We start from the raw sequence: 26952 nt of genomic DNA on the forward strand, positions 1-26952 counted from the left end.
ATGGACCTGACCCCGCGCGAGAAGGACAAGCTGCTCATCTTCACCGCCGCCCTGCTGGCCGAACGCCGCCGCGCGCGCGGCCTCAAGCTCAACCACCCCGAGGCCATCGCCCTGATCACCGCCGCCGTGATGGAGGGCGCGCGCGACGGCCGGACCGTCGCGCAGCTCATGAGCGCGGGCCGCGAGGTGCTCACGCGCGCCGACGTCATGGACGGCGTGGCCGAGATGATTCCCGACATCCAGGTGGAAGCCACCTTCCCCGACGGCACCAAGCTGGTTACCGTCCACCAACCCATTCCATGAACGAGGAGACACACCTATGACACAAGGCCACTGGATCAAGGCCCTGGGCGCCGCCGCGCTCGCGGGCACGGGGTCGATCGCCCTGGCCCACGTGGGGGCCGACGGACACGGCCACCACGGCTTCTTCGCCGGGCTGCTGCACCCCATCACCGGCCCGGACCACCTGGCCGCGATGCTCGCCGTGGGCGTGTGGAGCGCGGCCACCACGCGCCGCGTGTGGACCGCCCCCCTCGCCTTCGCGCTCACGCTCCTGGCCGGCGCCCTGCTCGCCCAGGGCGGTCTGGGCTTCCCCGCCATCGAACCCATGATCGCCGCCTCGCTGCTGGTGGTGGGCCTGCTGCTGGCGGCGCGGACGAAGCTGCCGCCAGGCGCGGGCGCGCTGCTGGTGGGGGGCTTCGCGCTGTTCCATGGCGCGGCGCACGGACAGGAACTCGGCGGGCTGGCCGCCCTGGCCGGCATGGTGGCGGGCACGGCCCTGCTCCACGGGGCCGGCATCACCCTGGGCCGGCGGCTGCGGCACCACAGCGTGTGGTGGACGCGCGCGGCCGGCGCGGTGGTGGCCCTGATGGGCCTGAACATGGGCTGGGGCCTGCTGGCGGGTTGACGGCCATGACGCCCGGTGAATACCTCATCGCCGAGGGCGAGCACGCCCTCAACCCCGGACGGCCCACCCTCACGCTGGTGGTGAAGAACACCGCGACGCGGCCCATCCAGGTCGGCTCGCACTACCACTTCGCCGAAACCAACGGCGCGCTCGACTTCGACCGCGCCGCCGCGCGCGGCAAGCGCCTGAACATCGCCAGCGGCACCGCCGTGCGCTTCGAGCCCGGCCAGCAGCGCACGGTGGAACTGGTGGACTACGCCGGGGACCGCGTGGTGTTCGGCTTTCGCGGCCTCATACAAGGACAGCTCTGATGGCGACCATTGGACGACGCGCCTACGCCGACATGTTCGGCCCCACGGTGGGCGACCGCGTGCGCCTGGCCGACACCGAGCTGCTGATCGAGGTGGAACAGGACTTCACCCTGGCCGCCGGCGGTTATGGCGAAGAGGTCAAGTTCGGCGGCGGCAAGACCATCCGCGACGGCATGGCGCAATCGCAGCGCTCGCGCGCGCAAGGCGCCGTGGACACCGTGATGACCAACGCGCTCATCGTCGACCACTGGGGCATCGTCAAGGCCGACATCGGTCTCAAGGACGGGCGCATCGCCGCCATCGGCAAGGCCGGCAACCCCGACACGCAGCCCGGCGTGGACATCGTGATCGGCCCGGGCACCGAGGTGATCGCCTGCGAAGGCCTGATCGTCACGGCCGGCGGCATCGACAGCCACATCCACTTCATCTGCCCGCAACAGGTGGACGAGGCCCTGGCCTCGGGCGTGACCACCATGCTGGGCGGCGGCACGGGCCCCGCCACGGGCACCTTCGCCACCACCTGCACGCCCGGGCCCTGGCACATCGAGCGCATGCTGCAGGCGGCCGATGGCCTGCCCATGAACATTGGCTTCCTGGGCAAGGGCAATGCCAGCCGGCCCGACGCCTTGCGCGAACAGATCCACGCCGGCGTGATCGGCCTCAAGCTGCACGAAGACTGGGGCACCACGCCCGCGGCCATCGACCAGTGCCTGGCCGTGGCCGAGGAGACCGACACGCAGGTCGCCATCCACAGCGACACGCTCAACGAGTCGGGCTTCGTGGAGAACACCATCGAGGCCACGAAGGGCCGCACCCTGTGCGCCTTCCACACCGAAGGCGCGGGCGGCGGCCACGCGCCCGACATCCTGCGCGTGGTGGGCGAGAAGAACTTCCTGCCGTCCTCCACCAACCCCACCATGCCCTACACCGTGAACACGCTCGACGAACACGTCGACATGCTCATGGTGTGCCACCACCTGGACGCCGCCATCCCCGAGGACCTGGCCTTCGCCGAGAGCCGCATCCGCAAAGAGACGATCGCGGCCGAGGACGTCCTGCACGACCTGGGCGCCATCAGCATGATGAGCAGCGACAGCCAGGCCATGGGCCGCGTGGGCGAGGTCATCCTGCGCACCTGGCAGACCGCGCACAAGATGAAGCTGCAGCGCGGCACCCTGCCCGAAGATGCGTCGCGCCACGACAACTTCCGCGTCAAGCGCTACATCGCCAAGTACACGATCAATCCCGCCATCGCCCACGGCATCTCGCACGCCGTGGGCTCGCTGGAGGTGGGCAAGTGGGCCGACCTGGTGCTGTGGAAGCCGGCCTTCTTCGGCGTCAAGCCCTTCGTCGTGCTCAAGGGCGGCAGCATCGCGCTGGCCGCCATGGGCGACCCCAACGCCTCCATCCCCACGCCGCAGCCGGTGCACTTTCGCCCGCAGTTCGGTGCCTACGGCGGGGCGCTGGCGCGCGGCAGCCTGAGCTTCGTCTCGCAGGCCGCGCTGGACGCGGGCGCGGGTGAGCGCTACGGCCTGCGCAAGACCCTGTCCGCCGTGCAGGGCTGCCGCGGCGTGAACAAGACCCACATGGTGCACAACGCCTGGCTGCCCACCATGGAGATCGACGCCCAGACCTACCGCGTGCGCGCCGACGGGCAGTTGCTCACCTGCGAAGCCGCCACCGCGCTGCCCATGGCGCAGCGCTACTTCCTGTTCTGATGCCACAAGCCTCCCAACTCATCGCCGCCGGCAAGGGCCTGGCGCCCGTGTTGCTCAAACGCGCCCCCACGGTCGAGCTGGACTGGGACATCCGCCAGAAGAGTCGCTTCGATGCGCGCCTGAGCGACGGCCGCGCGCTCGCCGTCTTCCTGCCGCGCGGCCGCGTGGTGCGTGGCGGCGACGTGCTGGTCACGGCCGAGGGCGAACTCGTGCGCGTGATCGCCGCGCCGCAGGCCGTGCTGCGCATCACCGCCTGCCCCGCGCACCCGCTGGCCGAGCAGGCCTTCGACCTGATGCGCGCCGCCTACCACCTGGGCAACCGGCACGTGCCGATGGAGCTGAAGCCCGACCACCTGAAGATCGAACCCGACCACGTGCTGGCCGACATGCTGCGCGCCATGCACCTGGAGGTGGCCGAGGCGAGCGAGGCCTTCGAACCCGAAGGCGGGGCGTACGGCGGACAGGGCCACGGCCACTCGCACGGCCACTCCCACGGCAGTGGGCACGACCACGCCGCCCCCGGCCACCCCCATGACCACGAACACGGCCATTCGCACGACCACTGACGCGGGCCTGCTGCGCACGCTGTGGCTGGCCTCGCCCGCCCTGCCCGTGGGTGGCTTCTCCTATTCCGAAGGCCTGGAGGCCGCCATCGACGCCGGCCTGGCGCACGACGAGGCCAGCGTCGCCACCTGGCTCGTCGACCAGCTGCACCTGGGCCAGGCCCGCAGCGACCTGGCCGTGATGGCCGAGGCACTGAGCGCCTGGCGCGCGCGCGACGTCGAACGCGTGCGCGCGCTGAACCGATGGGTGCTCACCACCCGCGAGAGCAGCGAGCTGCGCCTGCAGAGCGAGCAGATGGGCAAGTCCCTGCTGGCCTGGGCGCAGGCCCTGGGCGAACACGGCACCGCCGTGCATGCCGCCCTCAGCGACGCCGCGCTGAACCCGCCCACCTGGCCCGTGGCCGCCGCCTGCGCCGCCGCGCAGGGCGAGGCCACGGTCCGCGAAGCCCTCATCGGCCTGGCCTTTGGCTGGGCCGAGAACATGGTGCAGGCCGCCATCAAGGCCGTGCCCCTGGGCCAGGGCATGGGCCAGCGCCTGCTCGCGCGCCTGGTGGGCGAAATCCCCGCCGCCGTGGACGAGGCCATCGCGCGCGACAGCGACGACCAGCGCCAGGCCTTCACCCCCATGCTCGCCATCCTCTCGGCGCGCCACGAAACCCAGTACTCACGCCTGTTCCGATCATGAGCACCACACCGCTGCACCACATCCCGAACCGCACCAAGCCCCTGCCCCCCTTGCGCGTGGGCATCGGCGGCCCGGTGGGCTCGGGCAAAACCACCCTGCTGGAGATGCTGTGCAAGGCCATGCGCGAACGCCACGACCTCATCGCCATCACCAACGACATCTACACCAAGGAAGACCAGCGCCTGCTCACCGTGAGCGGCGCGCTGCCGGCCGAGCGCATCCTGGGCGTGGAGACCGGCGGCTGCCCGCACACCGCCATCCGCGAGGACGCCTCCATCAACCTCGAGGCCATCGACCGCATGCTCGAGCGCTTTCCCGAGGCCGACATCGTCTTCGTGGAAAGCGGCGGCGACAACCTGGCCGCCACCTTCAGCCCCGAGCTGAGCGACCTCACCATCTATGTGATCGACGTCGCGGCCGGCGAGAAGATCCCGCGCAAGGGCGGCCCCGGCATCACCAAGAGCGACCTCTTCGTCATCAACAAGACCGACCTGGCGCCGCACGTGGGCGCCGACCTGGAGGTGATGAAAGCCGACACCGCACGCATGCGCCCCGACGCCCAGCGCCGCCCCTGGGTGATGACCAACCTCAAAACCCTCGAAGGGCTGGACGAGGTGGTGCGCTTCATCGAAACACGCGGCCTGCTGACGGCGGCGCAGCCGGCCTGAAGGCCTCGGCCCGCCGGCCCCGTGTGCTGTCGGTCGCGGCGCACTAGAATCCCAGCCGCTGCGGAGACGTGGGTGAGTGGTTTAAACCAGCAGTCTTGAAAACTGCCGACCCGCAAGGGTCCGTGAGTTCGAATCTCACCGTCTCCGCCAGCGCCTCCCAACGGTCCCGTTACAGTCGGCGGCTCAACCCCTGCGGTTGATCCCTCATTCCAACACTGTCGGAGACCCTCATGCCCCTCACCCGCCGCGCCCTCGCGCCCCTGTTCGCCGGCCTGCTGTTCAGCGGCGCCGCCATCGCCGGGCCCAACGACCCGTCCAAGTTCGACGGCACCCGCTACGCGCCGCAGAAGGCGCTGTACGACTTCAACTTCGCCAAGCCGCTGGACGCCAAGCCCGCCTTCGGCTATGTGAAGAACCACCTGCGCGCGATCAAGGAATACGGCGACCCGAAGTCCCACATCGTGATCGTGGCGCACGGCAACGAGCTGCACGCCTTCTCGCGCCTGAACCGCGCGGCCTATCCCGACATGTACGAGGAGCTCAAAGCCCTGGCCGACGCCGGCGTGACCATCCGCGTCTGCGCCAACGCGGCGCGCTCGCGCGGCTACAAGCCCGATGAGTTCTACGACGTGATCACCGTGGTGCCGGCGGCCGTGATCGATCTGGCCAAGTGGCAGAACGAGGGCTACAGCTACATGTACGCCGAGTGGTTCCCGCGCCTGACGCGCGAGGAACTGGTCAAGCAGATCCCCGAACTGCAATAAGCCGGTGAGTCACCAGGTCCGCCCGAAGCGCCCGGGCGGACCGTGCTGCACCAGCAGCGCCTGCCACAGCGCCGTCAGCTCGGCGGTGGCTCCGGGGTCGGTGGGGTTGAGGTTGACCGCGGTCTGCACCAGCACGAAGCGCGTGATCGGGTCGATCAGCACGAACTGGCCCAGCACGCCGCGCATGGCGTAGTAGCGCGGCGCCTCGCCCGACAGCCAGATCTGGTAACCGTACGGCGCGTTCAAGCCACGCGCTGGCGCGGTGCTTTCGTAGACCCAGGGGCGCGAGACCACCTGCCGCCCGTTCCAGCGGCCGTCGTGGGCGAGCATGAGGCCCAGGCGCGCCCAGTCGCGCAGGCGGGCCACGACGCAGCAAAAGCCCAGCGCCTCGCCCGACGGGTCGGTGTCCCAGGCGGCGTTGGCCTCCGCGCCCAGCGGCGCCCACAGCCGGCGGCTGAAGTACTCGGGCAGCGGCATGCCCACCGCGCGGCTCACCACCATGCCCAGCACCTGCGAGTCGGCGCTGGAGTAGTGGAACACCGTGCCCGGCTCGGCGACGCGCGCGTCGAACTGGCGCACCGCCGCCACCGCGCCCAGGGGCGAGGGCCCGATGAGCGCCTCGGCCAGTCGGTGCACGTCGTCGTTCGGCTGGTAGCTCTCGTTGAAGGCCAGGCCCGAGGCCATGCTCAGCAGCGCGCGGATCGGTGTGGCGCCGTAGGCCGTGCCCGCGAGTTCGGGCAGGTAGGCCGAGACCTTGTCGTCGATCGAGCGGATGGCGCCGTCCTCCAACGCCGCGCCCACCAGCAGGCCGGTGATGGTCTTGGCCAGCGAGTGCGACAGGAAGCGGTCGCTGTCACGGCGGCCGTACTGGTAGCGCTCGAACAGGATGGTCGAGTCGCGCGCGATCAGCAAGCCCGTCACCGGGTGGCGGCGCAGGTAGTCGCCCAGCGTGAGGGTGCGCCCCTCGTGGGTGTACTGCAGCTCCAGGCTTTCCGCGGCGCGCGACAAGGGGGACGGCGCGGCGGCGGTCGGCACCTCCTTCAGGGGGCGGACCTGGTCGTAGTGGCTGTGCAGGCCCACGTAGTGCTCCTGGCGCAGCTCGTCCGCTCGCAAGCCGGACCGAGGCACCGGGTAGCCCTGCGCCTGGCCGTAGGCCGCGGCCTGCGGGCCATCCGGTACGAACACGGGATCGGCCCGCACGCCCCAGACCATCAGGGCCAACAGGCCGAAGAACGCGGCGGCCAGTGGGCGTCTGCGCAAGGGAAGCGGCGGCATCGCGGTTCCTGTGGGGCCCCGCTGGGGCGGTCGTGGGCATTATGCGAGGCGCCCGCGCCGGCGCAAAAAAAACAGCGGCCCATGGGCCGCTGTCCAAACCTTGGAGGAGACGCGCAATCGCGGGGTCAGTGGGCCTGCACGGCGCTCGGCGCCTGCACCACCGCATGGCCTTGCACGGCGCGCAGGCCGGCCAGTCGGATCTGCTCGGCCTGCTGGGGCGTGGCCACGGGCAGGATCTCGCCGCTGGCGATCAGGCCCAGGCGGCGGGCCTCGGCGGCCTCGGCCAGCACCTGCGCGCGGGTCAGCTGGCTGGCCACCACGGTGGCCTGGGCTTGCGCGGGGTTGGCTTCACCGCGGGCGATCTGGTCGGCCTTGTAGGCCGGTGCGACCTGGGCCTGGACGTCGGCACGGCTCAGGGTCGATTGGAAGTTGAACACTTCATTGCCCTCCAGCGGACCTTCGGCGAAGGCGGCGCCAGCGGTGAGGGCGAAGGCGATGGGCAACAGGAGGCTTTTCGAGGCTTTCATGACAGTTCCTTTGATGACGACAGGTGGAGGGGAGGAGACGCTCTGAATGCCGCGGTGTGCCGGCATGGAAGGAACTGTAGGAAGCGGGGCTGTCGTTTACCGAACGCCTGAATTACGTATTCGTAACCCAAGGTCGGCTCACTTTCCGTGACAATTTCATGGTGCGCAATCGAATAGCGCACGCCTATTTCCGCCCCTGCCCACGCCATGCGCATCCTGGTCATCGAAGACGAAGCCAAGCAGGCCGACTACGTGCGGCGCGGCCTGACCGAGGCCGGCTATACCGTCGACGTGGCCCGCGACGGCATCGAGGGCCGCTACCTGGCCACCGAGGGCGATTACCAGCTCGTGGTGCTGGACATCATGCTGCCCGGCGTGGATGGCTTCGGCGTGCTGGCCGCGCTGCGCGAGAAGCGCAACACCCCGGTGCTCATGCTCACGGCGCGCGACCTCGTGGAGGACCGCGTGCGCGGCCTGCAGTCCGGCGCCGACGACTACCTCGTCAAGCCCTTCGCTTTCTCCGAGCTGCTCGCGCGCATCGGCGCGCTGCTGCGCCGCGGCCCCGCGGCCAGCAACGAGGCCAGCAACAGCCGGCTCAGCGTGAGCGACCTCGAGATCGACCTGCTCAGCCGCAAGGCCACGCGCTCGGGCCAGCGCCTGGAACTCACCGCCAAGGAATTCGCCCTGCTGGCCCTGCTGGCGCGCCGCAAGGGGCAAATCCTGTCGCGCACCACGCTCGCCGAACAGGTGTGGGACATGAACTTCGACTCCGACACCAACGTGGTCGAGGTGGCGATCCGCCGGCTGCGCGCCAAGATGGACGACCCCTTCCGCCCCAAGCTGCTGCACAACGTGCGCGGCATGGGCTATGTGCTGGAGGAACGCGCGTGAACACCACCGCCATCACCCCGCCCACCAACTCGGCCACGACGGCGCTGCGCGCCGCGCCCACGCCCTGCGCCTACTCCATCGGCAAGCGCCTGTCGCTGTTGCTCGCGGTGCAGACCATCATCGGCCTGGGCGTGCTGCTGGCCGTCATCTACGCCGCCACCTGGATGCTGTTCGCCTCGCGCCAGCAGGAGGAACTGCGCGGCTACTCGCACGTGCTCATCGAGGTGCTGAAGGAAACCGACGCCCACGGCAGCGAGGCCGACATGGTGCAAAAGCTGTTGTGGCTGAGCGAGCGCCGCCCCGGCAACTTCGTGGAGCTGCGCCGGGCCGACGGCAGCACCCTGTACCGCGATCCCCTGCCCAGCTTCGACCCCGCCACCGCCCCGACGAGCGAGCTGCGGTTCGAGGTGCCGCGCGCCGATGGCAGCGCGCCGCTCAAGGGCCGGCTGGTGATGGACTGTTCGCGCGACGCGCAGTACGGCCGGCGCATGGCGCTGCTGCTGGTGGCCGCCACGCTGGCGGGGGGCGCCTTCGTGGCCTGGGCCACCTACTGGCGCGTGCGCAGCAGCCTGCGCCCGCTGATGGACCTGGCGGCGCAGACGCGCGCCATCGACGTGCGCCGGCTGGACCAGCGCCTGACGCTGTGCGAGCCCACCGAAGAACTGCAGCCACTGATCGAGCAGTTCAACGGCCTGATGCAGCGCGTGGAGCGCACCTACGTTCAGCTCGAAGGCTTCAACGCCGACGTGGCGCACGAGCTGCGCACGCCGCTGGCCAACCTGATCGGCCACACCGAGGTGGCGCTGAGCCGCGAGCGCAGCGCGCCCGAGCTCGAGGAGGTGCTGCTGTCCAACCTGGAAGAGCTGCAGCGCCTGGCTGGCATCGTCAACGACATGCTGTTCCTGGCGCAGGCCGACCGCGGCGTGAAGGCGCGGCGCGGCGCGCCCCTGAGCCTGGCCGAGCTGGTGCAGCAGGTGGTGGAGTTCCACGAGGCGCCCATGGAGGAAGCCGGCCTGGGCATCGACATCGAAGGCGACGCCCTGCTCTCGGTGGACGAGCCGCTGGTCAAGCGCGCGCTGTCCAACCTGCTGGGCAACGCGATTCGCTACGCCGACAAGGACTCGCGCCTGTGCGTGCGCATCCTTCGCGAGGGCGACCAGGGCGTGCGGCTGTGGGTGGAGAACGTTGGACCGGCCATCGAGCCCGAGCACCTGCCACGCCTGTTCGACCGCTTCTTCCGCGCCGACGCCTCGCGCTGCGAACTGGAAAAGCCGCACCATGGACTGGGCCTGTCCATCGTGGCCGCCATCGCGCGCATGCACGACGGCTTCGCGGCCGCCGAGTCGGCCGCGGGCCGCACGCGCGTGGGCTTCAATATGGTGTGACGCCGCCCTGCCGCGCCTCAGGCCGGCAGAAACAGCGACTGCAGGTCGCTCAGGAAGTCGAAGCCGCGCTCGGTCGGCCGCACCCAGCCCCCCTCCCGTTCGACCAGGCCCTTGGCCTCGGCCTCGCGCAAGGCCGCGTCGATGCTGGACAGCGGCAGGCCGGTGCCGGACATGAAGTCGGCCAGCGCGAAGCCCTCGCGCAGGCGCAGCGCATTGAGCATGAATTCAAACGGCAGCTGCGCGCGCGGCACCTCGTCCATGCTGGCCACGGCATCGCCGGCCAGGGCGCGCTCCATGTACAGCCGCGGCTCGCGCACGCGCACCGGGCGCGCGATGCGGTGCGCGAAGCTGAGCTTGCCGTGCGCGCCCGCGCCGATGCCGAGGTAGTCGCCGAAGCGCCAGTAGTTGAGGTTGTGCCGGCAGGCGTGCCCGGACCGGGCGTAGGCCGAGACCTCGTAGCGCTGCAGGCCCGCCACCGCGGTGAGCTCGGTGATGCGGTCCAGCATCTCGTAGGCCTCGTCGTCGCCGGGCAGCGGGGGCGGGAACTTGGCGAAGTAGGTGTTGGGTTCCAGCGTGAGGTGGTAGACCGACAGGTGCGGCGGCGCGAAGGACAGCCCGGTGCGCAGGTCGGCCTCGCACTGCGCGAGCGTCTGGCCCGGCAGCGCGTACATCAGGTCGAGGTTGAAGGTGTCGAACACCTGGGCCGCCTCCTCCAGCGCGGCGCGCGCCTGCGCGCCGTCGTGCACGCGGCCCAGGGCCTTGAGCTGCGCGTCGTCGAAGCTCTGCACCCCGACCGACAGGCGCGTCACGCCGGCCTGGCGGAAGGCGCGAAAGCGGTCTTTCTCGAAGGTGCCGGGGTTGGCCTCCAGGGTGATCTCCGCGTCGGGCTCCAGCGGGAGGCGCGCGCGCACGTCGGCCAGCAGGCGATCGATGGCCTCCGGGGAGAACAGGCTGGGCGTGCCACCGCCGATGAACACGCTGTGCACCGGCCGGCCCCAGACCAGGGGCAGCGAGGCCTCGAGGTCGGCGCGCAAGGCGTCGAGGTAGCGCGCCTCGGGCATGGCCTGCCCCGACGCGGCCGTGGCGCTCCATTCGTGCGAGTTGAAGTCGCAGTAGGGGCACTTCTTCAGGCACCACGGCAGGTGAATGTAGAGCGACAGCGGCGGCGGTGCGCCGAGCTGCAGCGTGCCCGGCCGCATCCAGTGGCGCGGGTCGCGGCTGGGCGGCAGTTCGCTCATACCGGTGGGGTGGGCGAGAACCAGCGCTCGCGCATGAGCTCGAGCATGGCGCGCGCGGCCTGTCCGCGGTGGCTGTGCCGGTTTTTCACCTCGGGGTCAAGCTCGGCGAAGGTCTTGCCCAAGGCCGGAATGAACATCACCGGATCAAAACCGAAGCCGTGCGCGCCCACACGCTCGCGTGTGATCAGGCCGGGCGCGCGGCCGGTGGCCACGAGGGGCTCGGGGTCGTCGGCGTGGCGCAGCGCCACCAGGGTGCTGACCAGGGCCGCGCGGCGGTCGCCCACGTCGCGCATCTGCTCCAGCAGCGCGGTGACGTTGTGGTCGTCGCCCTTGGGGTAGCCGTGCTGCGTGGCGTAGTAGGCGGTGTCCACGCCCGGCAGGCCGCCGAAAGCCTCCACGCACAGGCCGGCGTCGTCGGCCACCGCCGGCAGGCCGCTCTCGCGCGCGGCGTGCCGGGCCTTGGCCAGGGCGTTCTCGACGAAGGTGCGGTGCGGCTCGGGCGCCTCGGGGATGCCCAGCTCGGCCTGGCGCACGAGCTGCACACCCAGCGGCGCGAACAGGTCCTGCAATTCGGCCAGCTTGCCGGCGTTGTTCGACGCGAGAACCAGCTTCATGCGCCGAGCGCCGCCTTCTGCAAGGCCACGAGTTCGGCGATGCCCTTTTCGGCCAGCACCAGCAGCTGGTCCATCTCGGCGCGGGTGAAGGCCGCGCCCTCGGCCGTGCCCTGCACCTCCACGTAGTGGCCGGCGCCGGTCATGACCACGTTCATGTCGGTGTCGCAGGCAGAGTCTTCCACGTACTCCAGGTCGAGCAGTGGTGCGCCGTCCAGGATGCCGACCGAGATCGCGGCCACATGGTCCTTGATCGGCGAGGCCGTCAGCTTGCCGGCGTCCATCAGGCGGCTCACCGCGTCCTGGGCGGCCACGAAAGCGCCGGTGATCGCCGCCGTGCGCGTGCCGCCGTCGGCCTGCAGCACGTCGCAGTCGAGCGAAATGGTGCGCTCACCCAGGGCCTTGAGGTCGAACACCGCGCGCAGCGAGCGGCCGATCAGGCGCTGGATCTCCTGCGTGCGCCCGCTCTGCTTGCCCTTGGCCGCCTCGCGGTCGCTGCGCGTGTGCGTGGCGCGCGGCAGCATGCCGTACTCGGCCGTCACCCAGCCTTCGCCGCTGCCGCGCTTGTGCGGCGGCACCTTTTCTTCCACGGAAGCGGTGCAGAGCACTTTGGTGTGCCCGAATTCAATCAGCACCGAGCCCTCGGCGTGCATGGTGTAGCCACGGGTGATGCGCACCGGGCGCAGGGCATTGGCGGCCCGCTGGCCCGGTCGTTGGACAGCCGTCATAGAGAAAAAACCTCAGGAAAAACGAAGCTCAGGCGTTGCGCGCGGCCGCCGTGCGGGCGATCGCCGCATTGATCTCGGCGATCGACTTTTCGATGGCCGCGTCGTCCAGGTCTTCGACGGTGGGGTCGGGCACGCCCGACTGGATGGTGGAGGCGAACACGCCGTCCTCGATGTCTTCGGTGGACACGCGCGTCGTCTGGTACTCGTCGGCGGTTTCCCACTCCATGGCGAGTACCGTGACGTTGTCGCAGCGCTGGCCGCCGCGCCGCAGCGCAGTTTCCACCAGGTCGGGAACGGCCTGCTCCAGCGGGCGTGAGGACAGTTCGTTCACGATTTCGTCGTCCTCGACCGTGCCCCAGAGGCCGTCGGAACACAGCAGCACGCGGTCGCCCTGCATGAGCTGCACCGGGCCCGACAGGTCGTAGACCGGCTTGGCCGGCGAACCCAGGCAGGTGAACAGGATGTTGCGGTTGATGTGCTCGGTGTTGCGGCCCAGGTGCGCCTGCTGCTCCATGTAGGAATGGTCGCGCGTGCGCGTGAGCAGCTCGCCGTCGCGCACCACGTACAGGCGCGAGTCGCCGCAGTGCACCCAGTGGATGTGGCCGCGCTCCATGACGGCCGCCACCAGCGTGGTGCGCGGCGTGTCGAGCATGCCCTTCTCGGCGGCGTAGCGGATGATCTGGTGGTGCGCGGCCATGAGCGCGCTGGAGAGGAACTCAGGCACCTCGCGCACCGTCGGGTTGGCCGCCTTCTGGAAGTAGGCCGAGAGCGTCTGCAGCGCCAGCTGCGCGGCCATGGCGCCTTCCGGATGGCCGCCCATGCCGTCGGCCAGCACGAACAGCCCGGACTCGCGCGTATAGGCGTAGCCCATGCGGTCTTCGTTGCGCTCGCGACCGCCTTGCCGGCTGATCTGGTAGACCGAAAACTTCATCGGAATTTGGTGCCCACGTCGGTGGACTTGCGCAGCAGCGACTTCTGCTTGTCGGAGACGATGTTGTCGAACTGCAGGCGCATCTTCTCGGCCACGGTGAGCTTGGTGTAGCTGCGCTCGGTCTCGCGGCTGAGTTCCTTCTGCAGCGCAAAGACCGATTGCGGGCGCGAGAGCGGGTCGAGCGACATACACCACTCGACCACTTCGATCAGGTTGTCGGAGTACACGCCACGCAGGCGCGACAGGGCCAGCGAGAGGCGGTCCTTCTCGAGGCGCTGGGGCGCGTCGTTGGGTGGGTAGCCCTGCATGCTGGCGTAGATGCAGGCGCCGATGGCATAGATGTCGGTCCAGGGGCCCATGGACGAATCGCGGCGGTACATCTCGGGCGCAGCGAAGCCCGGCGTGTACATGGGCCGGATGAAGTTGCCCTCTTTGCTCAGCACTTCGCGCGCGGCGCCGAAGTCGATGAGCACCGCGCGGTTGTCGTCGGTGACGAAGATGTTCGCGGGCTTGATGTCGAGGTGCAGCATCTTGTGCTGGTGCACGATGCGCAGGCCGCGCAGCACCTCGTCGTAGAGCGAGCGGATGGTGGATTCGCGGAAGACCTTCTGCTTCTTGAGCTCGCGCGCGGTGATGATGAATTCCTGCAGGGACGAGCCCTCCAGGTAGTTCATGACCATGTAGACGGTTTCGTTCTCGCGGAAGAAGTTCAGCACGCTCACCACCGACTGGTGGGAGATCTGCGCCAGCGCGCGGCCTTCCTCGAAGAAACTCTTGAGGCCCAGTCGGTACAGCGACAGCTTTTCGGGTTGCACCTGCGGCAACAGCTCGCCGGGACCACGCGTGGCCAGAGACGAGGGCAGGTATTCCTTGACGGCGACCTGCTGGCCTTCGGTGTCGACCGCGAGGTACACGACGCCAAAACCGCCGGCGGCCAGCTTGCGAACGATGCGGTAGCCACCGATCACCGTGTCGGGTGGCAGAGGAGCGGGTTTGACCTTTGACATAATTCGACCGGTTTCCGAAACGCCCCGTTTTGGACCTCCAACACCACCGGCCCAGAGCGATGGCAGTTTACAGCATGACCGGCTACGCCTCGGCCCAGCGAAACGCTGGCGCAGAGCCGGCCGCGGGAGAATCCGGCCCGTCCGTCGGTGTCGAAATCCGATCCGTCAACAGCCGATTCCTCGATCTCGGTTTCAAGCTCCCGGACGACTTGCGCGCGAGCGAACCCGCCCTGCGCGAACGCCTCACGCAGCGGCTCAAGCGCGGCAAGGTCGAGGTGCGCGCCTGGATCGAAACCCCGTCCGACGCCACGCCGCGCGCGCCGGGCAGCGCCGAACTGCAGCGCCTGCTGGGGGCGCAGGACAGCATCCGCACCTGGCTCCCGCAGGCGCAACCGCTGTCGGTGGCCGAGGTGCTGACCCTGGTGGGACGCCGCAGCGCCCCGCCGGCCGATCTGCACGAACGCCTGCCCGAACTGCTGGACACCGCCCTGACACAGCTGCTCGAAGCCCGGGCGCGCGAAGGGGCCCGGCTGGCCAGCATGCTGCTCGATCGCGTGGGCCAGCTGCGCGCCCTCACCGACACGGCCCAACCCCTGATCCCCGAGCTCGTGGCCCAGCAGCGCCAGCGCTTCCTCGACCGTTGGCAGGAAGCCTTGGGCGCCGACGCCTCGGGCAGCATCGCCGCCAGCGAGGCCGCGCGCGACCGCGCCCTGGCCGAGGCCACGGCCTTCGCCATCCGCATCGACGTGGCAGAAGAACTCACGCGCCTGCGCTCCCACCTGGACGAGATCGAACGCCTGCTGCAGCGCGGCGGCGAGGTGGGCAAGCGCCTGGACTTCCTGATCCAGGAGCTGCACCGCGAAGCCAACACCCTGGGCTCCAAGTCGTCGAGCCTGGAACTCACCCGCGTCTCGGTGGACATGAAAGTGCTCATCGAACAGATGCGCGAGCAGGTGCAGAACCTCGAATGAGACCCTGATGCAATACCCCGGCAACCTGTTCGTCGTGGCCGCGCCCAGCGGGGCAGGCAAATCCAGTCTGGTCAAGGCGCTGATGGAGCTCGATGCCCGCGTGCAGCCCTCGGTGTCGCACACCACGCGCCCGCCGAGGGGGCAGGAGCTGCATGGCCGCGAGTACTACTTCGTGAGCCAGGAGAGCTTCGACCAGATGATCGCGCAGGACGCTTTCCTGGAGTGGGCGCAGGTGCACGGCAACCGCTACGGCACGTCCAAGACCGCCATCGAGCAGCGCATCAAGCAAGGCGCCGACGTGGTGCTGGAGATCGATTACCAGGGCGCGCTGCAGGTCAAGCGCATCTTTCCCAACGCGGTCCTGATCTTCATCCTGCCGCCCAGCTGGGAAGAGCTGCGCTCGCGCCTGGAGCGGCGCGCCGAGGACACCGCCGATGTGATCGATCTGCGCCTGCGCAATGCCGCCCTGGAGATGGCCCACGCCCGGGATTTCGACTTCGTTATAATCAATGAGTTGTTTGAACGGGCCCTGTTTGATCTCAAGGCCATCGTTCACGCCCAGCGCTTGAAGTACGCGGCGCAGCGCAGCGCCCGCAGCGACACATTCGAAGCGCTCAACATCCCCTGACATTGCCCGGAGCCCGCCATGGCACGCATCACCGTCGAAGACTGCCTGGAACAGATCCCCAACCGCTTTCAGCTCGTGCTGGCCGCCACCTACCGCGCCCGCATGCTGAGCCAGGGCCACGCCCCCAAGATCGAGAGCAAGAACAAGCCGGGTGTCACCGCCCTGCGCGAGATCGCCGAAGGCAAGGTCGGCCTCGAGATGCTCAAAAAAGTGCCGACCTGAGTCGCAGCGTCGCACCCTCCCCACAAAAGGCACCGTTCGACGGTGTCTTTTTGTTTCTGGCGGCCCCGATTCCGCCCCGGGACCAGGGCCTAGATCGGTGACCCAAAGCGGTGCATGCCGTCTGGCGCTACAGTTGCAGGATGACCCCTACCGTCGACGGTACCCTGGCGGTCAGCCCGCCTGACGCGGCCACCGCGGCCGCGAGCGCGGCTGCGGCCAGCTTCGCCGCGCTGCTGGGCAAGCTCGACTACCTCGGCCCCACGGACATCGAGCATATCCGGCAGGCCTACCGCTTCGCCGACGAGGCCCACCTGGGCCAACTGCGCAAGAACGGCGATCCGTACATCACCCACCCCATCGCGGTGGCCTCGATGTGCGCGGAATGGAAGCTCGACGCCCAGGCCCTGATGGCCGCGCTGATGCACGACGCCATCGAGGATTGCGGCGTGACCAAGCAGGAACTGGTCGAGCGCTTCGGCGCGCCGGTGGCCGAGCTGGTCGACGGACTGACCAAGCTGGAGCGGCTGGAGTTCACCTCGCGCGAGCACAACCAGGCCGAGTCCTTCCGCAAGATGCTGCTGGCCATGGCCAAGGACGTGCGGGTCATCCTGATCAAGCTGGCCGATCGCACGCACAACATGCGGACGATGGCCGACATGCCGCGCAGCAAGTGGCAGCGCATCAGTTCGGAAACGCTGGAAATCTACGCCCCGATCGCCCACCGCCTGGGCCTGAACTTCACCTACCGCGAACTGCAGGACCTGGCCTTCCGGTTCCTGCACCCCTGGCGCTACGAGGTGTTGTCCAAGGCGCTGAACCGGGCGCGCAGCCGCCGCCGCGACCTGATCGCGCGCGTGCAGCAGGAAGTGGAAACCGCCTTCAAGCGGCAGCTGATGCCGGTGCGCATCATGGGCCGCGAGAAGACGCTGTACTCCGTCTACCGCAAGATGGACAGCAAGCACCTGTCCTTCGCCCAGGTGACCGACATCTACGGCTTTCGCATCGTGGTGCCCGAGCTGACCGACTGCTACACCGCTCTGGGCGTGCTGCACCAGCTCTACAAGCCGCTGCCGGGCAAGTTCCGCGACTACGTCGCGATTCCCAAGGTCAATGGCTACCAGTCGCTGCACACCACGCTGGTGGGGCCCTTCGGAACCGCCATCGAGTTCCAGGTGCGCACGCATGGCATGGACGTGGTGGCCGAATCGGGCGTGGCGGCGCACTGGCTCTACAAGGCCAACGAGCCCGGCAGCGACATGTCGCAGCGCCTGGGCACGCAGTGGCTGCAGTCGCTGCTGGACATCCAGCAGGAAACGCACGACGCCAGCGAGTTCTGGGACCACATCAAGATCGACCTCTTCCCCGACGCGGTCTACGTGTTCACGCCCAAGAGCAAGATCCTCGCGCTGCCGCGCGGCGCGACGGTGGTCGACTTCGCGTACGCCATTCACAGCGACATCGGCCAGCGCACGGTGGCCGCGCGCATCAATGGCGAGCAGCGGCCGCTGCGGTCCGAACTGGCCAACGGCGACGTGGTCGAAGTCATCACGGACGAGAAGGCCGAGCCCAATCCCACCTGGCTGTCCTTCGTCAAGACCGGCCGGGCGCGCTCCAAGATCCGCCACCACCTCAAGACGGTGGCGCAGGAAAAATCCCTTGAACTGGGCGAGCGCATGCTCAGCCAGGCCCTGCGCTCCGAAGGCATCGCGCAATTGCCGGGCGAAGACGGTGAGCAGGCGCTGGTGTGGGAGAAGCTGCTGCGCTTCACCGGCAACAAGAGCAGGGCCGAGTTGCTGTCCGACATCGGCATGGGCCGGCGCATCGCCAGCATGGTGGGCAAGAAGCTCGCGGTGCTGCTGTCCGAAACCGGGCTCAAGCCCGACGCGGTGCTGATCAGCACCGAGCGCTACGCCACCGCCGGTCATGGCGAGAGCGCCTTGCAGGGCGTGGTCACACTGGACGGCAGCGAAGGCCTGTCGGTGCAGTACGCCCCATGTTGCAAGCCCATCCCGGGCGATCGCATCGTCGGCTACCTGGGCCGAGGAGAAGGCCTGGTGGTGCATGCCGAGGACTGCCCCACCGCCCGCCGGCTGCGCGACCGCGATGCCGAACGCTTCCTTGAAGTGGAATGGGCCGACGAACCCGTGCGCTCCTTCGACACCACCGTGGTCGTCACCGTGGCCAATGGCAAAGGCGTGCTGGCGCGCGTGGCCTCGAGCATCGCCGCGGCCGAGGCCGACATCACCCACGTGGACATGGGCGACGAACCCGCGCAGACCGCCACGGACATCCGCTTCTCGGTGGCGGTGCGCGACCGCCAGCACCTGGCCGACGTGCTGCGCAGCCTCAAACGCACGCCTTCGGTCATCAAGGCCCAGCGCTACAAGGCCGCGGCCAAGGCCTGATCAGGCGGCGGGCGCCGGGTAGCTCACGTCCAGCACCTCGAGTTCCTGCACACCGCCCGGCACGGCGAGCTTGACCACGTCGCCCACACGGGCCTTGAGCAAGGCGCGCGAAACCGGCGCCACCCAGCTCACCTGCCCTTGCGTGCTGTCGGCCTCGTCGATGCCGATGATGGTGATGGTGGTCTCGCGCCCCGACTCATCCGCGTAGGTGACGGTGGCACCGAAGAACACCTGGTCGCTGCCGTGGTGCGCGGAAGGATCCACCACCTCGGCGATCTCCAGGCGCTTGGTGAGAAAGCGGATGCGCCGGTCGATCTCGCGCAGGCGCTTCTTGCCATACAGGTAGTCCCCGTTCTCCGAGCGGTCGCCGTTCTTGGCGGCCCAGTGCACGGCCTCGACCACCTTGGGCCGCTCCTCGTCCATCAGGCCCAGGAGCTCCCGGCGAAGGCGCTCGTAGCCCGTGCGGGTGACGTAGTTCTTGCCACCCGGTGTGGCTGGCGCGCCGACGGCGTCGTCATCGTCGTCCGAATCGGATTCGCGGGTGAATGCCTTGCTCATGGTGACGGGTACGCGCGAAAGAGGCGCCGGAAAGAGAAAAGCCCGCAGCTTGTGGCTGCGGGCTTTCAGTAGTGGCGCGGCTGGCAGGATTCGAACCCACGACCCCTTGGTTCGTAGCCAAGTACTCTATCCAACTGAGCTACAGCCGCGAAGCCTCGCAGTATAGCAGGCTTTTTTGGTAGGCCGTGTTGGGCTTGAACCAACGACCAAAGGATTATGAGTCCTCTGCTCTGACCAACTGAGCTAACGGCCCGAGCGCGGGATTGTAGGGCGCCCCTGCGCGCCTACCCCTGCTTGGTGTGGCTCAGCGCATTGCTCACCAGCTTGGCCGTGACGTCGACGATCTGGATCATGCGGTCGTAGGGCATTCGCTGCGGGCCGATCACGCCCAGGGTGCCGACGACCTGGCCATCCACTTCGTAGGGCGCCGTCACCACCGACAGGTCCTCGTACGGCACCACCTGGCTTTCACCGCCGATGTAGATGCGCACGCCGTCGGCCTGCGTGGAGACATCGAGCAGGCGCATGAGCTGGGTCTTCTGTTCGAACAGGTCGAACAGGCGGCGCAGGTTGCCCAGGTCGCTGCTGAACTCGCTCACCGACAGCAGGTTGCGCTCGCCGGCGACCACCACCTCGTCCTGCTGGGCCGGCTGCGCGCCGATGTCCACGGCCTGCTTCATCAGGTCGGCAATCTCGCCGCGCAGCGCGTCCAGCTCGGTGGTGAGGCGCTCGCGCACGGCCTCGATGGTGAGGCCCGCGTAGTGCGTGTTGAGGAAATTGGCCGCCTCGACCAGCTGCGACTGCGTGAAACTGGCCTGGGTCTGGATGATGCGGTTCTGCACCTCGCCGTCGGGCGAGACGATGATCACCAGCACGCGCCGCTCGGACAGGCTGAGGAATTCGATGTGTCGGAACACCGAGGCGCGGCGCGGCGCCATGACCACGCCAACGAACTGCGACAGGCTGGACAGCAGGTGCGCGGCCTGGCTGATGACGCGCTGCGGCGATTCCGCGCCCGGCGCGCTGAACTCGGTGACGCGCGGCATCATTTCCTCGCGCCGCACGGTGAGCATGGTGTCCACGAAGAGCCGGTAGCCACGCGCCGTGGGAATGCGCCCCGCCGAGGTGTGCGGACTGGCGATCAGGCCCAGCTCTTCCAGGTCGCTCATCACGTTGCGGATGGTCGCTGGCGACAGTTCCAGCCCGGCGGCCCGGGCCAGCGTGCGCGAGCCCACCGGTTGCCCGTCGGCGATGTAGCGCTCCACCAGCGCCTTGAGCAGCAACTTAGCGCGATCGTCCATCATTCAGACCATTCTAAGGAAAGCCCCGGCGGCGCGCGCTGCGGTGCGGCGCAACCCGCTTCGCCCACGACACCGTGTGATGTAATTTGCGCATGAATGCCCCGCTGGATCCCCGCGCCACGACACCCGCCGCGAAACGCCCCTTGCGCTTCGTCCACGTGGTCATCGTGGGCAAGTACCAGGCGCCGGGCGCCCGCCATGTGGTCGAGGAGATCGCCCAGTTCCTTCACGCCCAGGGCTGCGAGGTCTCTCTGGAGCAGCAGACCGCGCAGAACACGGGGCTGACGGACTACCCCTCGCTCGACGTGCCCGGCATCGGCCGGCACGCCCAACTCGCGCTGGTGGTCGGGGGCGACGGCACCCTGCTGGGCATCGGCCGGCAGATGGCGCGCCAGGGCGTGCCGCTGGTGGGCATCAACCAGGGACGGCTCGGCTTCATCACCGACATTGCCTTCGAGGACTACCGCGAAGCCCTGTGCCCCATCCTGCGCGGCGACTACCAGGAAGAGGCGCGCGCCCTGATGGCGGCCAGCGTCTGGCGCGATGGCCATTGCGTCTATGAGGCCACCGCGCTCAACGACGTGGTCGTCAACCGCGGCGCCGTGGCCAGCATGATCGAGCTGCGCGTGGAGGTCGATGGCCGCTTCGTGGCCAACCAGCGCGCCGACGGCCTGATCATCGCCTCGCCCACCGGCTCCACCGCCTATGCGCTGTCGGCCGGCGGGCCGCTGCTGCACCCGAGCATCGGCGGCTGGGTGATGGTGCCGATCGCGCCGCACACCCTGTCCAACCGCCCCGTGGTGCTGCCCGCGCATTGCGAGATTGCCCTGGAGCTCGTCAACGGGCGCGACGCCAGCGCGAACTTCGACATGCAGACTTTCACGAGCCTGTTGCACGGCGACCGCATCGTCGTGAAGCGTTCGGAACACGCGCTGCGCCTGCTGCACCCGGTCGGCTGGAACTACTTCGACACCCTGCGCCGCAAGCTGCACTGGAACGAGGGCGCCTGACGCGGGCCCGATTCACCCACTCCCTGCCATGAGCCTTCGACGCATCGTCCTGCGCGACTTCGTCATCGTCACCTCGCTGGACCTGGAGCTGGCCGGCGGCTTCGGCGTGCTCACGGGCGAAACCGGCGCCGGCAAGTCCATCCTCATCGACGCGCTGCAGCTGGCGCTGGGCGCGCGCGGCGAGGCCGGCGTGGTGCGCGAAGGCGCGCCGCGCTGCGAGATCGCCGCCGAGTTCGACCGTCCCGCGTCCCTGAAGCCCTGGCTCGACGAGCAAGGCTTCGCCGACGACGGCACGCTGCTGCTGCGCCGCACCATCGACACCGACGGCCGCAGCCGCGCCTGGATCAATGGCAGCCCGGCCACGCTCGCTCAGCTGCGCGTGGCCGCCGACGCGCTGGTCGACATCCACGGCCAGCACGCCTGGCAGAGCCTCACGCGGGCCGAGGCGGTGCGCGAGCTGCTCGACGCCTATGCCGGTATCGACGCCACCGCCTTGAGCGCGGCCTGGACCGCCTGGCGTCAGGCCGCCCAAGCGCTGCGCGAGGCCCGCGAGCGACAGGACGCCGCGCGCCAGGACAGCGAACGCCTGGCCTGGCAGATCGCCGAGGTCGACAAGCTCGGCCCGCAGACCGGCGAATGGGAAGAACTGAACACGCGCCACGGCCGCCTGGCCAACGCCCAGGCCCTGATCGACGCCGCCGAAACCGCCGTGCAGGCCCTCGACGAGCAGGACGACAGCGCCAGCCGCCTGCTCAGCCGCGCGGTGGCCGCGCTGCAGGCCCAGGCGCACGTGGAGCCCGCCTTCGCCCAGACCATCGACTCCCTGAACGGCGCGCTGGCCCAGGTGCAGGACGCGGTGCACGAGCTGCACCAGCACCAGCGCCATGCCGAACTCGACCCCTCCGCCCTGGCCGCGCTCGACGAGCGCCTGGGCGCCTGGCTCTCGCTCGCCCGCCGCTACCGCACCACGCCAGAGGAGCTGCCCGCGCTGCACGCGCAGTGGAAGCACGAACTCCAGCGCCTCGCCGACACCCTGGACCTGGACACCCTGGAGCGGCGCGAAGCCAGCGCGCGCGCCGCCTTCGACCAGGCCGCGCGCGCCGTGGGCCGCCAGCGCCAGAAGGCCGCGCCGCGCCTGGCCACCGCCGTGACCGACGCCATGCAGACCCTGGGCATGCAGGGCGGCCGGTTCGAGGTGGCGTTGCAAGCGCTGGCCGAACCCCAGTCGTTTGGACTGGAACAGGTGGAATTGCGCGTCGCGGGCCACGCCGGCAGCACGCCCAAGCCGGTGGCCAAGGTCGCCTCGGGCGGCGAACTCTCGCGCATCGCCCTGGCCATCTCGGTCGTCACCAGCCGCCTCGGCCAGGCGCCCACGCTCATCTTCGACGAGGTGGACGCCGGCATCGGCGGCGCCGTTGCGCACACGGTGGGTCAGATGCTGCGCCAGCTCGGCCAGGACCGCCAGGTGTTGGCCGTGACCCACCTGGCCCAGGTGGCGGCCTGCGCCGACCACCACCTGCTGGTGGCCAAGCAGCGCCAGGGCCAGCAAACCCTGAGCAGCGTGCAGCCCATCGACGCCGAAGCGCGCGTGCGCGAACTGGCGCGCATGCTCGGCGGCAACGAACACTCTGAAATCTCGCTTGCGCACGCGCGCGAGCTTTTGTCGGCCTGATGAACACCCACTCCCCCACCGAACTCGTCGTCATCACCGGCATGTCCGGTTCGGGCAAGTCGGTCGCGCTCACCGCCCTCGAAGACCTGGGCTTCTACTGCGTCGACAACCTGCCGCCCGAGTTGCTCGAGGCCTTCATCGACCTGGACCGCCACGACCGCGTGCGCAAGGTCGCCATCGCCATGGACGTGCGCAGCGCCCAGTCGCTGCCCGGCCTGCCGCGCCGCCTGGCCGCGCTGCGCTCGCGCGACGTCCACCTCACCACGCTGTTCCTCGACTCGACCACCGACACCCTGGTGCGCCGTTTCTCCGAAACGCGCCGCCTGCACCCGCTGTCGCTGCAGGAAACCGACGACCAGCGCCGCGCGCTGACCGACGCCATCGAGTACGAGCGCGAGCTGCTGGCCGAGTTGCGCGAGCAGGCCCTGGTCCTCGACACCAGCCTCACGCGCGCGGCGCAGCTGCGCAGCCAGGTAAAGGAGCTGGTGGGCGCGACGCGCACGCCCATGACGCTGGTGTTCGAGTCTTTCGCATTCAAGCGCGGCATTCCCATGGACGCCGACTTCGTGTTCGACGTGCGCATGCTGCCCAACCCGCACTACGACCCGCTGCTCAAGCCCCTGACCGGGCGCGACGCGCCGGTGGCGCGCTTCCTCGAGGCCAGTCCCGACGTGCTGGCGATGGAGGAGCAGATCCGCACCTTCCTGCGGCACTGGCTGCCCCACATGGAACGCGACCACCGCAGCTACGTCACGGTGGCCATCGGCTGCACGGGCGGGCAGCACCGTTCGGTGTTCCTGGTGGAGCGCCTGGCCGCGCACTTCGGCCAGGACTGGGTGGCGCGCGTGCGCCACCGCGAGGCCGACTACTGGTCCAGGACCTGAGTGGCCCAGGCGCCGCCGAGCAGGCTGCGCACCGGCGCCGGCAGGCCCACCGAGGCCAGGGCCGACCGCTTCACCCACTCGCCGGCCCAGCCGGCGGGGGCCTCGCTCACCGCCACCCAATGCGGCAGCAGCTGCAGTTCGCGGTGGGTCAGCGCGTGGGCCACCGGCTCGGTGGCATTCCAGTGCGAAGGCCAGCCGGCCGGCACCGCGGCCCGCATGTCGTCTTCGCCCGCGAACACCGGGGGCGAGTGCAGGCCGGCCCAGATGCCTCGTTCGGGTCGGCGCTGCAGCCACACGGCGTCGCCGCGCACGGCGAACAGCAGCCACCAGCGCTCGAAGCGCCGCTGCACCCGGCGCGTTTTCACGGGGTAGCGCGCGATGGCCTCGCGCTCGAAGGCCAGGCAGAGCCCGCGCGCCGGGCAAACCTCGCAGCGCGGGCGGGTGCGCGTGCACACCGTGGCGCCCAGGTCCATCAGGCCCTGGGTGTAGGCGCGCATGTCCTCATTCGACGGCTGGGGCGGCAGCAAACCCTGGGCCAGGTCCCACAGCGCGCGCTGGCCCGCGGCCTGACCCACGTCGCCGTCGAACGCCAGCAGGCGCGCCAGCACGCGCTTGACGTTGCCATCCACGATGGATACGCGCTCGCCGAAGCAGAACGCCGCGATGGCCGCCGCCGTGGACGCGCCGATACCCGGCAGCGTTTCCAACCCGGCGGCCGTGGTGGGGAAGCGGCCCGCGTGATCGGCCACCACCGCCTGCGCGCAACGGTGCAGGTTGCGCGCGCGGCTGTAGTAGCCCAGGCCGCTCCACAGGGCCATCACCTCGTCGATGGGCGCGGCCGCGAGCGCGGCCACATCGGGAAAACGCTCGAGGAAGCGCGGGTAGTAGGCCAGCACGGTCGACACCTGCGTCTGCTGCAACATGATCTCGGACAGCCAGACGCGGTAGGGGTCGCGTGTGCCCTGCCAGGGCAGTCCGTGCCGGCCGTCCCGGGCCTGCCAGTGGATGAGGCGCGGCGCGAAGTCCGCGGGCAGCGCCCGCATGGGATGCCCCACCGTGCTGCGCGCTGCGGTGCGAGCGCCTCCGGGCGGCCGTGCGCCGCTCATGCCGCGAGGGCTTCGGCGGGTTCTTCGTCGGGCGCCGCCAGCAAGTGCGCGGTGAGTTCCTCGAACTTGGCCTCGAGCTGGTTGAGCGCCGTCTGCTGCCCCTGCAACTCGCGGATGCGCTCGTCGAGGCCACTGGCGGCCTGCTGGATGCGCGAGACCGCCTCGATGCGGCGCGTGAAGTTGCGGCGGCGCTCGCGCAGCTGCGCGTCGAGCTGGGCCGCGGCCGACTTGTTCCAGAGCTCGACCTCGTTGACCGCGGTCTCATAGACCACGCGCAGGCGGCTCATCAGCGCGCGCGCCAGGCGCTCGGCGAACTCGGGCTGCGCCAGGCGCAGCGCGTTGCCCAGGCTCAGGTACTGCAGGTGGCTTTTCTCGATCAGGTCGAGGTCCCGGCGGTAGAGCGCGAGCTGCGGCGATGACGGCGCCTGCAGCGAGAAGCCGTACTCGGCGTTGAGGTTCTTGAAGCTGCCTTCCAGCATGGACTGGATCTCGCCGGCCATCTCATCGGCGCGCGCGAGGTCTTCGCGCAGGCGGTTGAAGGTGCCGTCATAGGCGCGGCGCACGCCGAGCTTGATGCCGGGGCTCTTGAGCTGCTTCGCGAGCGTGGCGACCTCGGCCTTCAGGTGCGAGGGACTGAGCAACGCGAACAGGTCCTTGAGCAGGCGCAGGTGCACCGAGCGCACCGCCTGGATCTTGGCCCCGCTGGCGTCGAAGTCGGCCTGCTCCTGTTCGATGCGCAGGCGCATCTGCTTGATCACGCCCGCGTTCTTGCCCCGCAGGCCGTCCAGCTCCTGGATCTGCTCGACCAGGTCGCGCAGGCGCGAATGCACCATGCGACCGGCCTCGCCGCGCAGCGCCTCGACGCCGGACGCCACGGCCGCACCCAGGATGCGGCGGCGCTGGCCCAGCAGGCCTTCGCCGAGCGCACGCTCCAGGTCGATCAGCTGGCTGGCCTTGAGCAGTTCCTCGTCGCGGTTGACCTTGGCGAGCAAGCCCTTCTGGGCCGACACCGCGAGCACCTGCGACTGAGGCACGCCCAGGATCTCGGCCGAATCGGCGCGCTGCGCGGCAATCTGCAGCTGCACCTGCTCGGGCGAGCTCAGCGCGTCCCACATGGTGTCGATCTTGTTGAGCACGACCAGGCGCGAGGCCTGTCCGTCGCCCAGGGTGGCCAGGTGCTGGCGCCAGATGCTCAGGTCGGACTTGGTCACGCCCGTGTCGGCCGCCAGGATGAACACCACCGCGTGCGCCTGGGGCAGCAGGCTCACGGTGAGCTCGGGTTCCGCGCCGATGGCGTTGAGGCCCGGCGTGTCCAGGATGACCAGGCCCTGCTTGAGCAGCGGGTGCGCCATGTTGATGAGCGCGTGGCGCCAGCGCGGTACTTCGATCAGGCCGTCCGGGCCGGGCAAGGGGTTGTCCTCGGGCAGTTCGTCGTGCCAGAAGCCCAGGGCGCGCGCCTCGTCCACCGGCACGTGCCGCACCTCCGACACCTTCTGGATCGCTTTGGCGAGTTGCTTGGGGTCGTTCACGTCGAGGTCGACGCGCTCCCACTTGGCGGGGGCGTGGCGCCAGTCGAGCAGGGATTGCGGCTGCAGGCGCGTCTCGATGGGCAGCAGGCGCAGGCAGGGGGGCAGGTCGGCGTCGTAGGCCAGCTCGGTGGGGCACATGGTGGTGCGACCCGCGCTCGCCGGCATGATGCGCCGGCCGTAACCCGCGAAGAACACGGCGTTGATGAGTTCGGACTTGCCGCGCGAAAACTCGGCCACGAAGGCGACCGTGATCTTGTCGTTCTTGATCTGGGCGTGCAGCTGGTCCAGCCGTTCGCGGATGCCCGGCTCCATCAGGTCGTGGTCGGCCAGCCATTCGGACAGGAGCTTCAGGCGCAGCGCGAACTGCTTGCGCCAGGCGCCGTGCTGATCAAAGGCTTGAATGAAACTCATGCGGCAGTGCTTTGCGGGCGATCGATCAATATAGCACCCACCCCTT

The 26952-nt window shown here is 69.5% G+C and carries 28 protein-coding genes and 3 tRNA genes; 18 read left to right on the top strand and 13 right to left on the bottom strand.

What is annotated here, in order from left to right:
• From SOM08_RS16430 to SOM08_RS16470, 9 genes are all read left to right on the top strand, one after another.
• Positions 1-303: an urease subunit gamma gene (locus SOM08_RS16430; protein WP_070397473.1), complete on the top strand. Its 303-nt coding sequence runs from the start codon at positions 1-3 to the stop codon at positions 301-303.
• A gap of 16 nt (positions 304-319) precedes the next feature.
• On the top strand, positions 320-907 hold the full coding sequence (locus SOM08_RS16435; protein WP_322469330.1) for a HupE/UreJ family protein: 588 nt from the start codon (positions 320-322) through the stop codon (positions 905-907).
• Between the two features lie 5 nt (positions 908-912).
• Positions 913-1218, top strand: a complete 306-nt coding sequence (locus SOM08_RS16440) for an urease subunit beta (protein WP_322469331.1) — start codon at positions 913-915, stop codon at positions 1216-1218.
• Positions 1218-2936 (top strand): urease subunit alpha, encoded by a 1719-nt coding sequence (gene ureC, locus SOM08_RS16445; protein ID WP_322469332.1) that lies wholly within the window; start codon positions 1218-1220, stop codon positions 2934-2936. The genes SOM08_RS16440 and ureC overlap by 1 nt, the downstream gene beginning before the upstream one ends.
• Complete coding sequence (ureE, locus tag SOM08_RS16450; RefSeq protein WP_322469333.1) at positions 2936-3502, top strand: urease accessory protein UreE; 567 nt, start codon at positions 2936-2938, stop codon at positions 3500-3502. The genes ureC and ureE overlap by 1 nt, the downstream gene beginning before the upstream one ends.
• Complete coding sequence (locus tag SOM08_RS16455; RefSeq protein ID WP_116959488.1) at positions 3468-4184, top strand: urease accessory protein UreF; 717 nt, start codon at positions 3468-3470, stop codon at positions 4182-4184. The genes ureE and SOM08_RS16455 overlap by 35 nt, the downstream gene beginning before the upstream one ends.
• The gene (ureG, locus tag SOM08_RS16460; RefSeq protein WP_116959487.1) at positions 4181-4852 is read left to right on the top strand and encodes an urease accessory protein UreG; all 672 of its coding nucleotides are present in this window, start codon (positions 4181-4183) and stop codon (positions 4850-4852) included. The genes SOM08_RS16455 and ureG overlap by 4 nt, the downstream gene beginning before the upstream one ends.
• 62 nt (positions 4853-4914) lie before the next feature.
• Positions 4915-5002 (top strand) — tRNA-Ser (locus SOM08_RS16465).
• Positions 5003-5082: 80 nt separating this feature from the next.
• A complete protein-coding gene (locus SOM08_RS16470; protein ID WP_116959486.1) occupies positions 5083-5616 on the top strand; it encodes a DsrE family protein in 534 nt (177 codons plus the stop codon).
• A 9-nt stretch (positions 5617-5625) separates the two neighbouring features.
• Here SOM08_RS16470 and SOM08_RS16475 read toward each other — a convergent pair whose 3' ends face one another.
• Both SOM08_RS16475 and SOM08_RS16480 read right to left on the bottom strand, forming a co-directional pair.
• Complete coding sequence (locus SOM08_RS16475) at positions 5626-6876, bottom strand: serine hydrolase domain-containing protein (protein WP_181936492.1); 1251 nt, start codon at positions 6874-6876, stop codon at positions 5626-5628.
• Positions 6877-7016: 140 nt separating this feature from the next.
• A complete protein-coding gene (locus SOM08_RS16480) occupies positions 7017-7418 on the bottom strand; it encodes a DUF4148 domain-containing protein (RefSeq protein WP_116959484.1) in 402 nt (133 codons plus the stop codon).
• 207 nt (positions 7419-7625) lie between these two features.
• Between SOM08_RS16480 and SOM08_RS16485 the strand changes: the two genes are divergently transcribed.
• Positions 7626-8309 carry a heavy metal response regulator transcription factor gene (locus tag SOM08_RS16485; RefSeq protein ID WP_116959483.1) on the top strand — a complete coding sequence of 228 codons (684 nt, stop codon included), beginning with the start codon at positions 7626-7628 and terminating at the stop codon, positions 8307-8309.
• Positions 8306-9694: a heavy metal sensor histidine kinase gene (locus tag SOM08_RS16490; RefSeq protein ID WP_220377562.1), complete on the top strand. Its 1389-nt coding sequence runs from the start codon at positions 8306-8308 to the stop codon at positions 9692-9694. The genes SOM08_RS16485 and SOM08_RS16490 overlap by 4 nt, the downstream gene beginning before the upstream one ends.
• A 17-nt stretch (positions 9695-9711) precedes the next feature.
• Here SOM08_RS16490 and hemW read toward each other — a convergent pair whose 3' ends face one another.
• From hemW to SOM08_RS16515, 5 genes are read right to left on the bottom strand one after another with little or no spacing between them, the layout of a single operon-like run.
• Complete coding sequence (gene hemW / locus SOM08_RS16495) at positions 9712-10932, bottom strand: radical SAM family heme chaperone HemW (protein WP_322469334.1); 1221 nt, start codon at positions 10930-10932, stop codon at positions 9712-9714.
• Positions 10929-11546, bottom strand: coding sequence for an RdgB/HAM1 family non-canonical purine NTP pyrophosphatase (rdgB, locus tag SOM08_RS16500; protein ID WP_116959481.1), 618 nt, complete (start codon positions 11544-11546; stop codon positions 10929-10931). Before rdgB ends, hemW begins: the two co-directional genes overlap by 4 nt.
• Positions 11543-12271, bottom strand: a complete 729-nt coding sequence (gene rph, locus SOM08_RS16505) for a ribonuclease PH (protein WP_116959480.1) — start codon at positions 12269-12271, stop codon at positions 11543-11545. The genes rdgB and rph overlap by 4 nt, the downstream gene beginning before the upstream one ends.
• 28 nt (positions 12272-12299) lie before the next feature.
• Positions 12300-13202, bottom strand: coding sequence for a PP2C family protein-serine/threonine phosphatase (locus SOM08_RS16510; RefSeq protein WP_116959479.1), 903 nt, complete (start codon positions 13200-13202; stop codon positions 12300-12302).
• Positions 13199-14209 (bottom strand): serine/threonine protein kinase, encoded by a 1011-nt coding sequence (locus SOM08_RS16515; protein ID WP_070397458.1) that lies wholly within the window; start codon positions 14207-14209, stop codon positions 13199-13201. Before SOM08_RS16515 ends, SOM08_RS16510 begins: the two co-directional genes overlap by 4 nt.
• A gap of 59 nt (positions 14210-14268) precedes the next feature.
• Here SOM08_RS16515 and SOM08_RS16520 point away from each other — a divergent pair, with 59 nt between their 5' ends.
• The 4 genes from SOM08_RS16520 to SOM08_RS16535 all read left to right on the top strand — a co-directional run bounded on the left by SOM08_RS16520 (position 14269) and on the right by SOM08_RS16535 (position 18435).
• Positions 14269-15180 carry a YicC/YloC family endoribonuclease gene (locus tag SOM08_RS16520; RefSeq protein ID WP_322469335.1) on the top strand — a complete coding sequence of 304 codons (912 nt, stop codon included), beginning with the start codon at positions 14269-14271 and terminating at the stop codon, positions 15178-15180.
• 7 nt (positions 15181-15187) lie between these two features.
• Complete coding sequence (gene gmk, locus SOM08_RS16525) at positions 15188-15808, top strand: guanylate kinase (protein WP_116959477.1); 621 nt, start codon at positions 15188-15190, stop codon at positions 15806-15808.
• 18 nt (positions 15809-15826) lie between these two features.
• Positions 15827-16030, top strand: coding sequence for a DNA-directed RNA polymerase subunit omega (rpoZ, locus tag SOM08_RS16530; protein ID WP_009519945.1), 204 nt, complete (start codon positions 15827-15829; stop codon positions 16028-16030).
• A gap of 140 nt (positions 16031-16170) precedes the next feature.
• Positions 16171-18435, top strand: coding sequence for a RelA/SpoT family protein (locus SOM08_RS16535; protein ID WP_116959476.1), 2265 nt, complete (start codon positions 16171-16173; stop codon positions 18433-18435).
• On the opposite strand, the gene greB is transcribed toward SOM08_RS16535, so the two are convergent.
• The 4 genes from greB to hrcA all read right to left on the bottom strand — a co-directional run bounded on the left by greB (position 18436) and on the right by hrcA (position 20297).
• Positions 18436-18993, bottom strand: a complete 558-nt coding sequence (gene greB / locus SOM08_RS16540) for a transcription elongation factor GreB (RefSeq protein ID WP_116959475.1) — start codon at positions 18991-18993, stop codon at positions 18436-18438. It lies immediately after the preceding gene.
• A 72-nt stretch (positions 18994-19065) separates the two neighbouring features.
• Positions 19066-19142, bottom strand: a tRNA-Arg gene (locus SOM08_RS16545).
• A gap of 27 nt (positions 19143-19169) precedes the next feature.
• Positions 19170-19246, bottom strand: a tRNA-Ile gene (locus SOM08_RS16550).
• Between the two features lie 31 nt (positions 19247-19277).
• Complete coding sequence (gene hrcA, locus SOM08_RS16555) at positions 19278-20297, bottom strand: heat-inducible transcriptional repressor HrcA (protein ID WP_116959474.1); 1020 nt, start codon at positions 20295-20297, stop codon at positions 19278-19280.
• A gap of 89 nt (positions 20298-20386) precedes the next feature.
• Here hrcA and SOM08_RS16560 point away from each other — a divergent pair, with 89 nt between their 5' ends.
• From SOM08_RS16560 to rapZ, 3 genes are read left to right on the top strand one after another with little or no spacing between them, the layout of a single operon-like run.
• A complete protein-coding gene (locus SOM08_RS16560; protein ID WP_116959473.1) occupies positions 20387-21304 on the top strand; it encodes an NAD kinase in 918 nt (305 codons plus the stop codon).
• Between the two features lie 28 nt (positions 21305-21332).
• Positions 21333-22976 carry a DNA repair protein RecN gene (recN, locus tag SOM08_RS16565; protein WP_116959472.1) on the top strand — a complete coding sequence of 548 codons (1644 nt, stop codon included), beginning with the start codon at positions 21333-21335 and terminating at the stop codon, positions 22974-22976.
• Entirely contained in the window at positions 22976-23860 is an 885-nt protein-coding gene (gene rapZ / locus SOM08_RS16570) for an RNase adapter RapZ (protein WP_116959471.1), read from the top strand. Before recN ends, rapZ begins: the two co-directional genes overlap by 1 nt.
• Here rapZ and mutY read toward each other — a convergent pair.
• Together mutY and SOM08_RS16580 are read right to left on the bottom strand one after the other, a co-directional pair.
• On the bottom strand, positions 23842-24903 hold the full coding sequence (gene mutY, locus SOM08_RS16575) for an A/G-specific adenine glycosylase (protein WP_116959470.1): 1062 nt from the start codon (positions 24901-24903) through the stop codon (positions 23842-23844). The two genes, rapZ and mutY, sit on opposite strands and share 19 nt — an antisense overlap.
• Positions 24904-24962: 59 nt before the next feature.
• Positions 24963-26906: a dynamin family protein gene (locus SOM08_RS16580; protein WP_116959469.1), complete on the bottom strand. Its 1944-nt coding sequence runs from the start codon at positions 26904-26906 to the stop codon at positions 24963-24965.
• Positions 26907-26952: the final 46 nt, after the last annotated feature.

Source organism: Hydrogenophaga sp. SNF1 (genome assembly GCF_034421675.1).
Taxonomy (GTDB): Bacteria; Pseudomonadota; Gammaproteobacteria; order Burkholderiales; family Burkholderiaceae_C; genus Hydrogenophaga; species Hydrogenophaga borbori.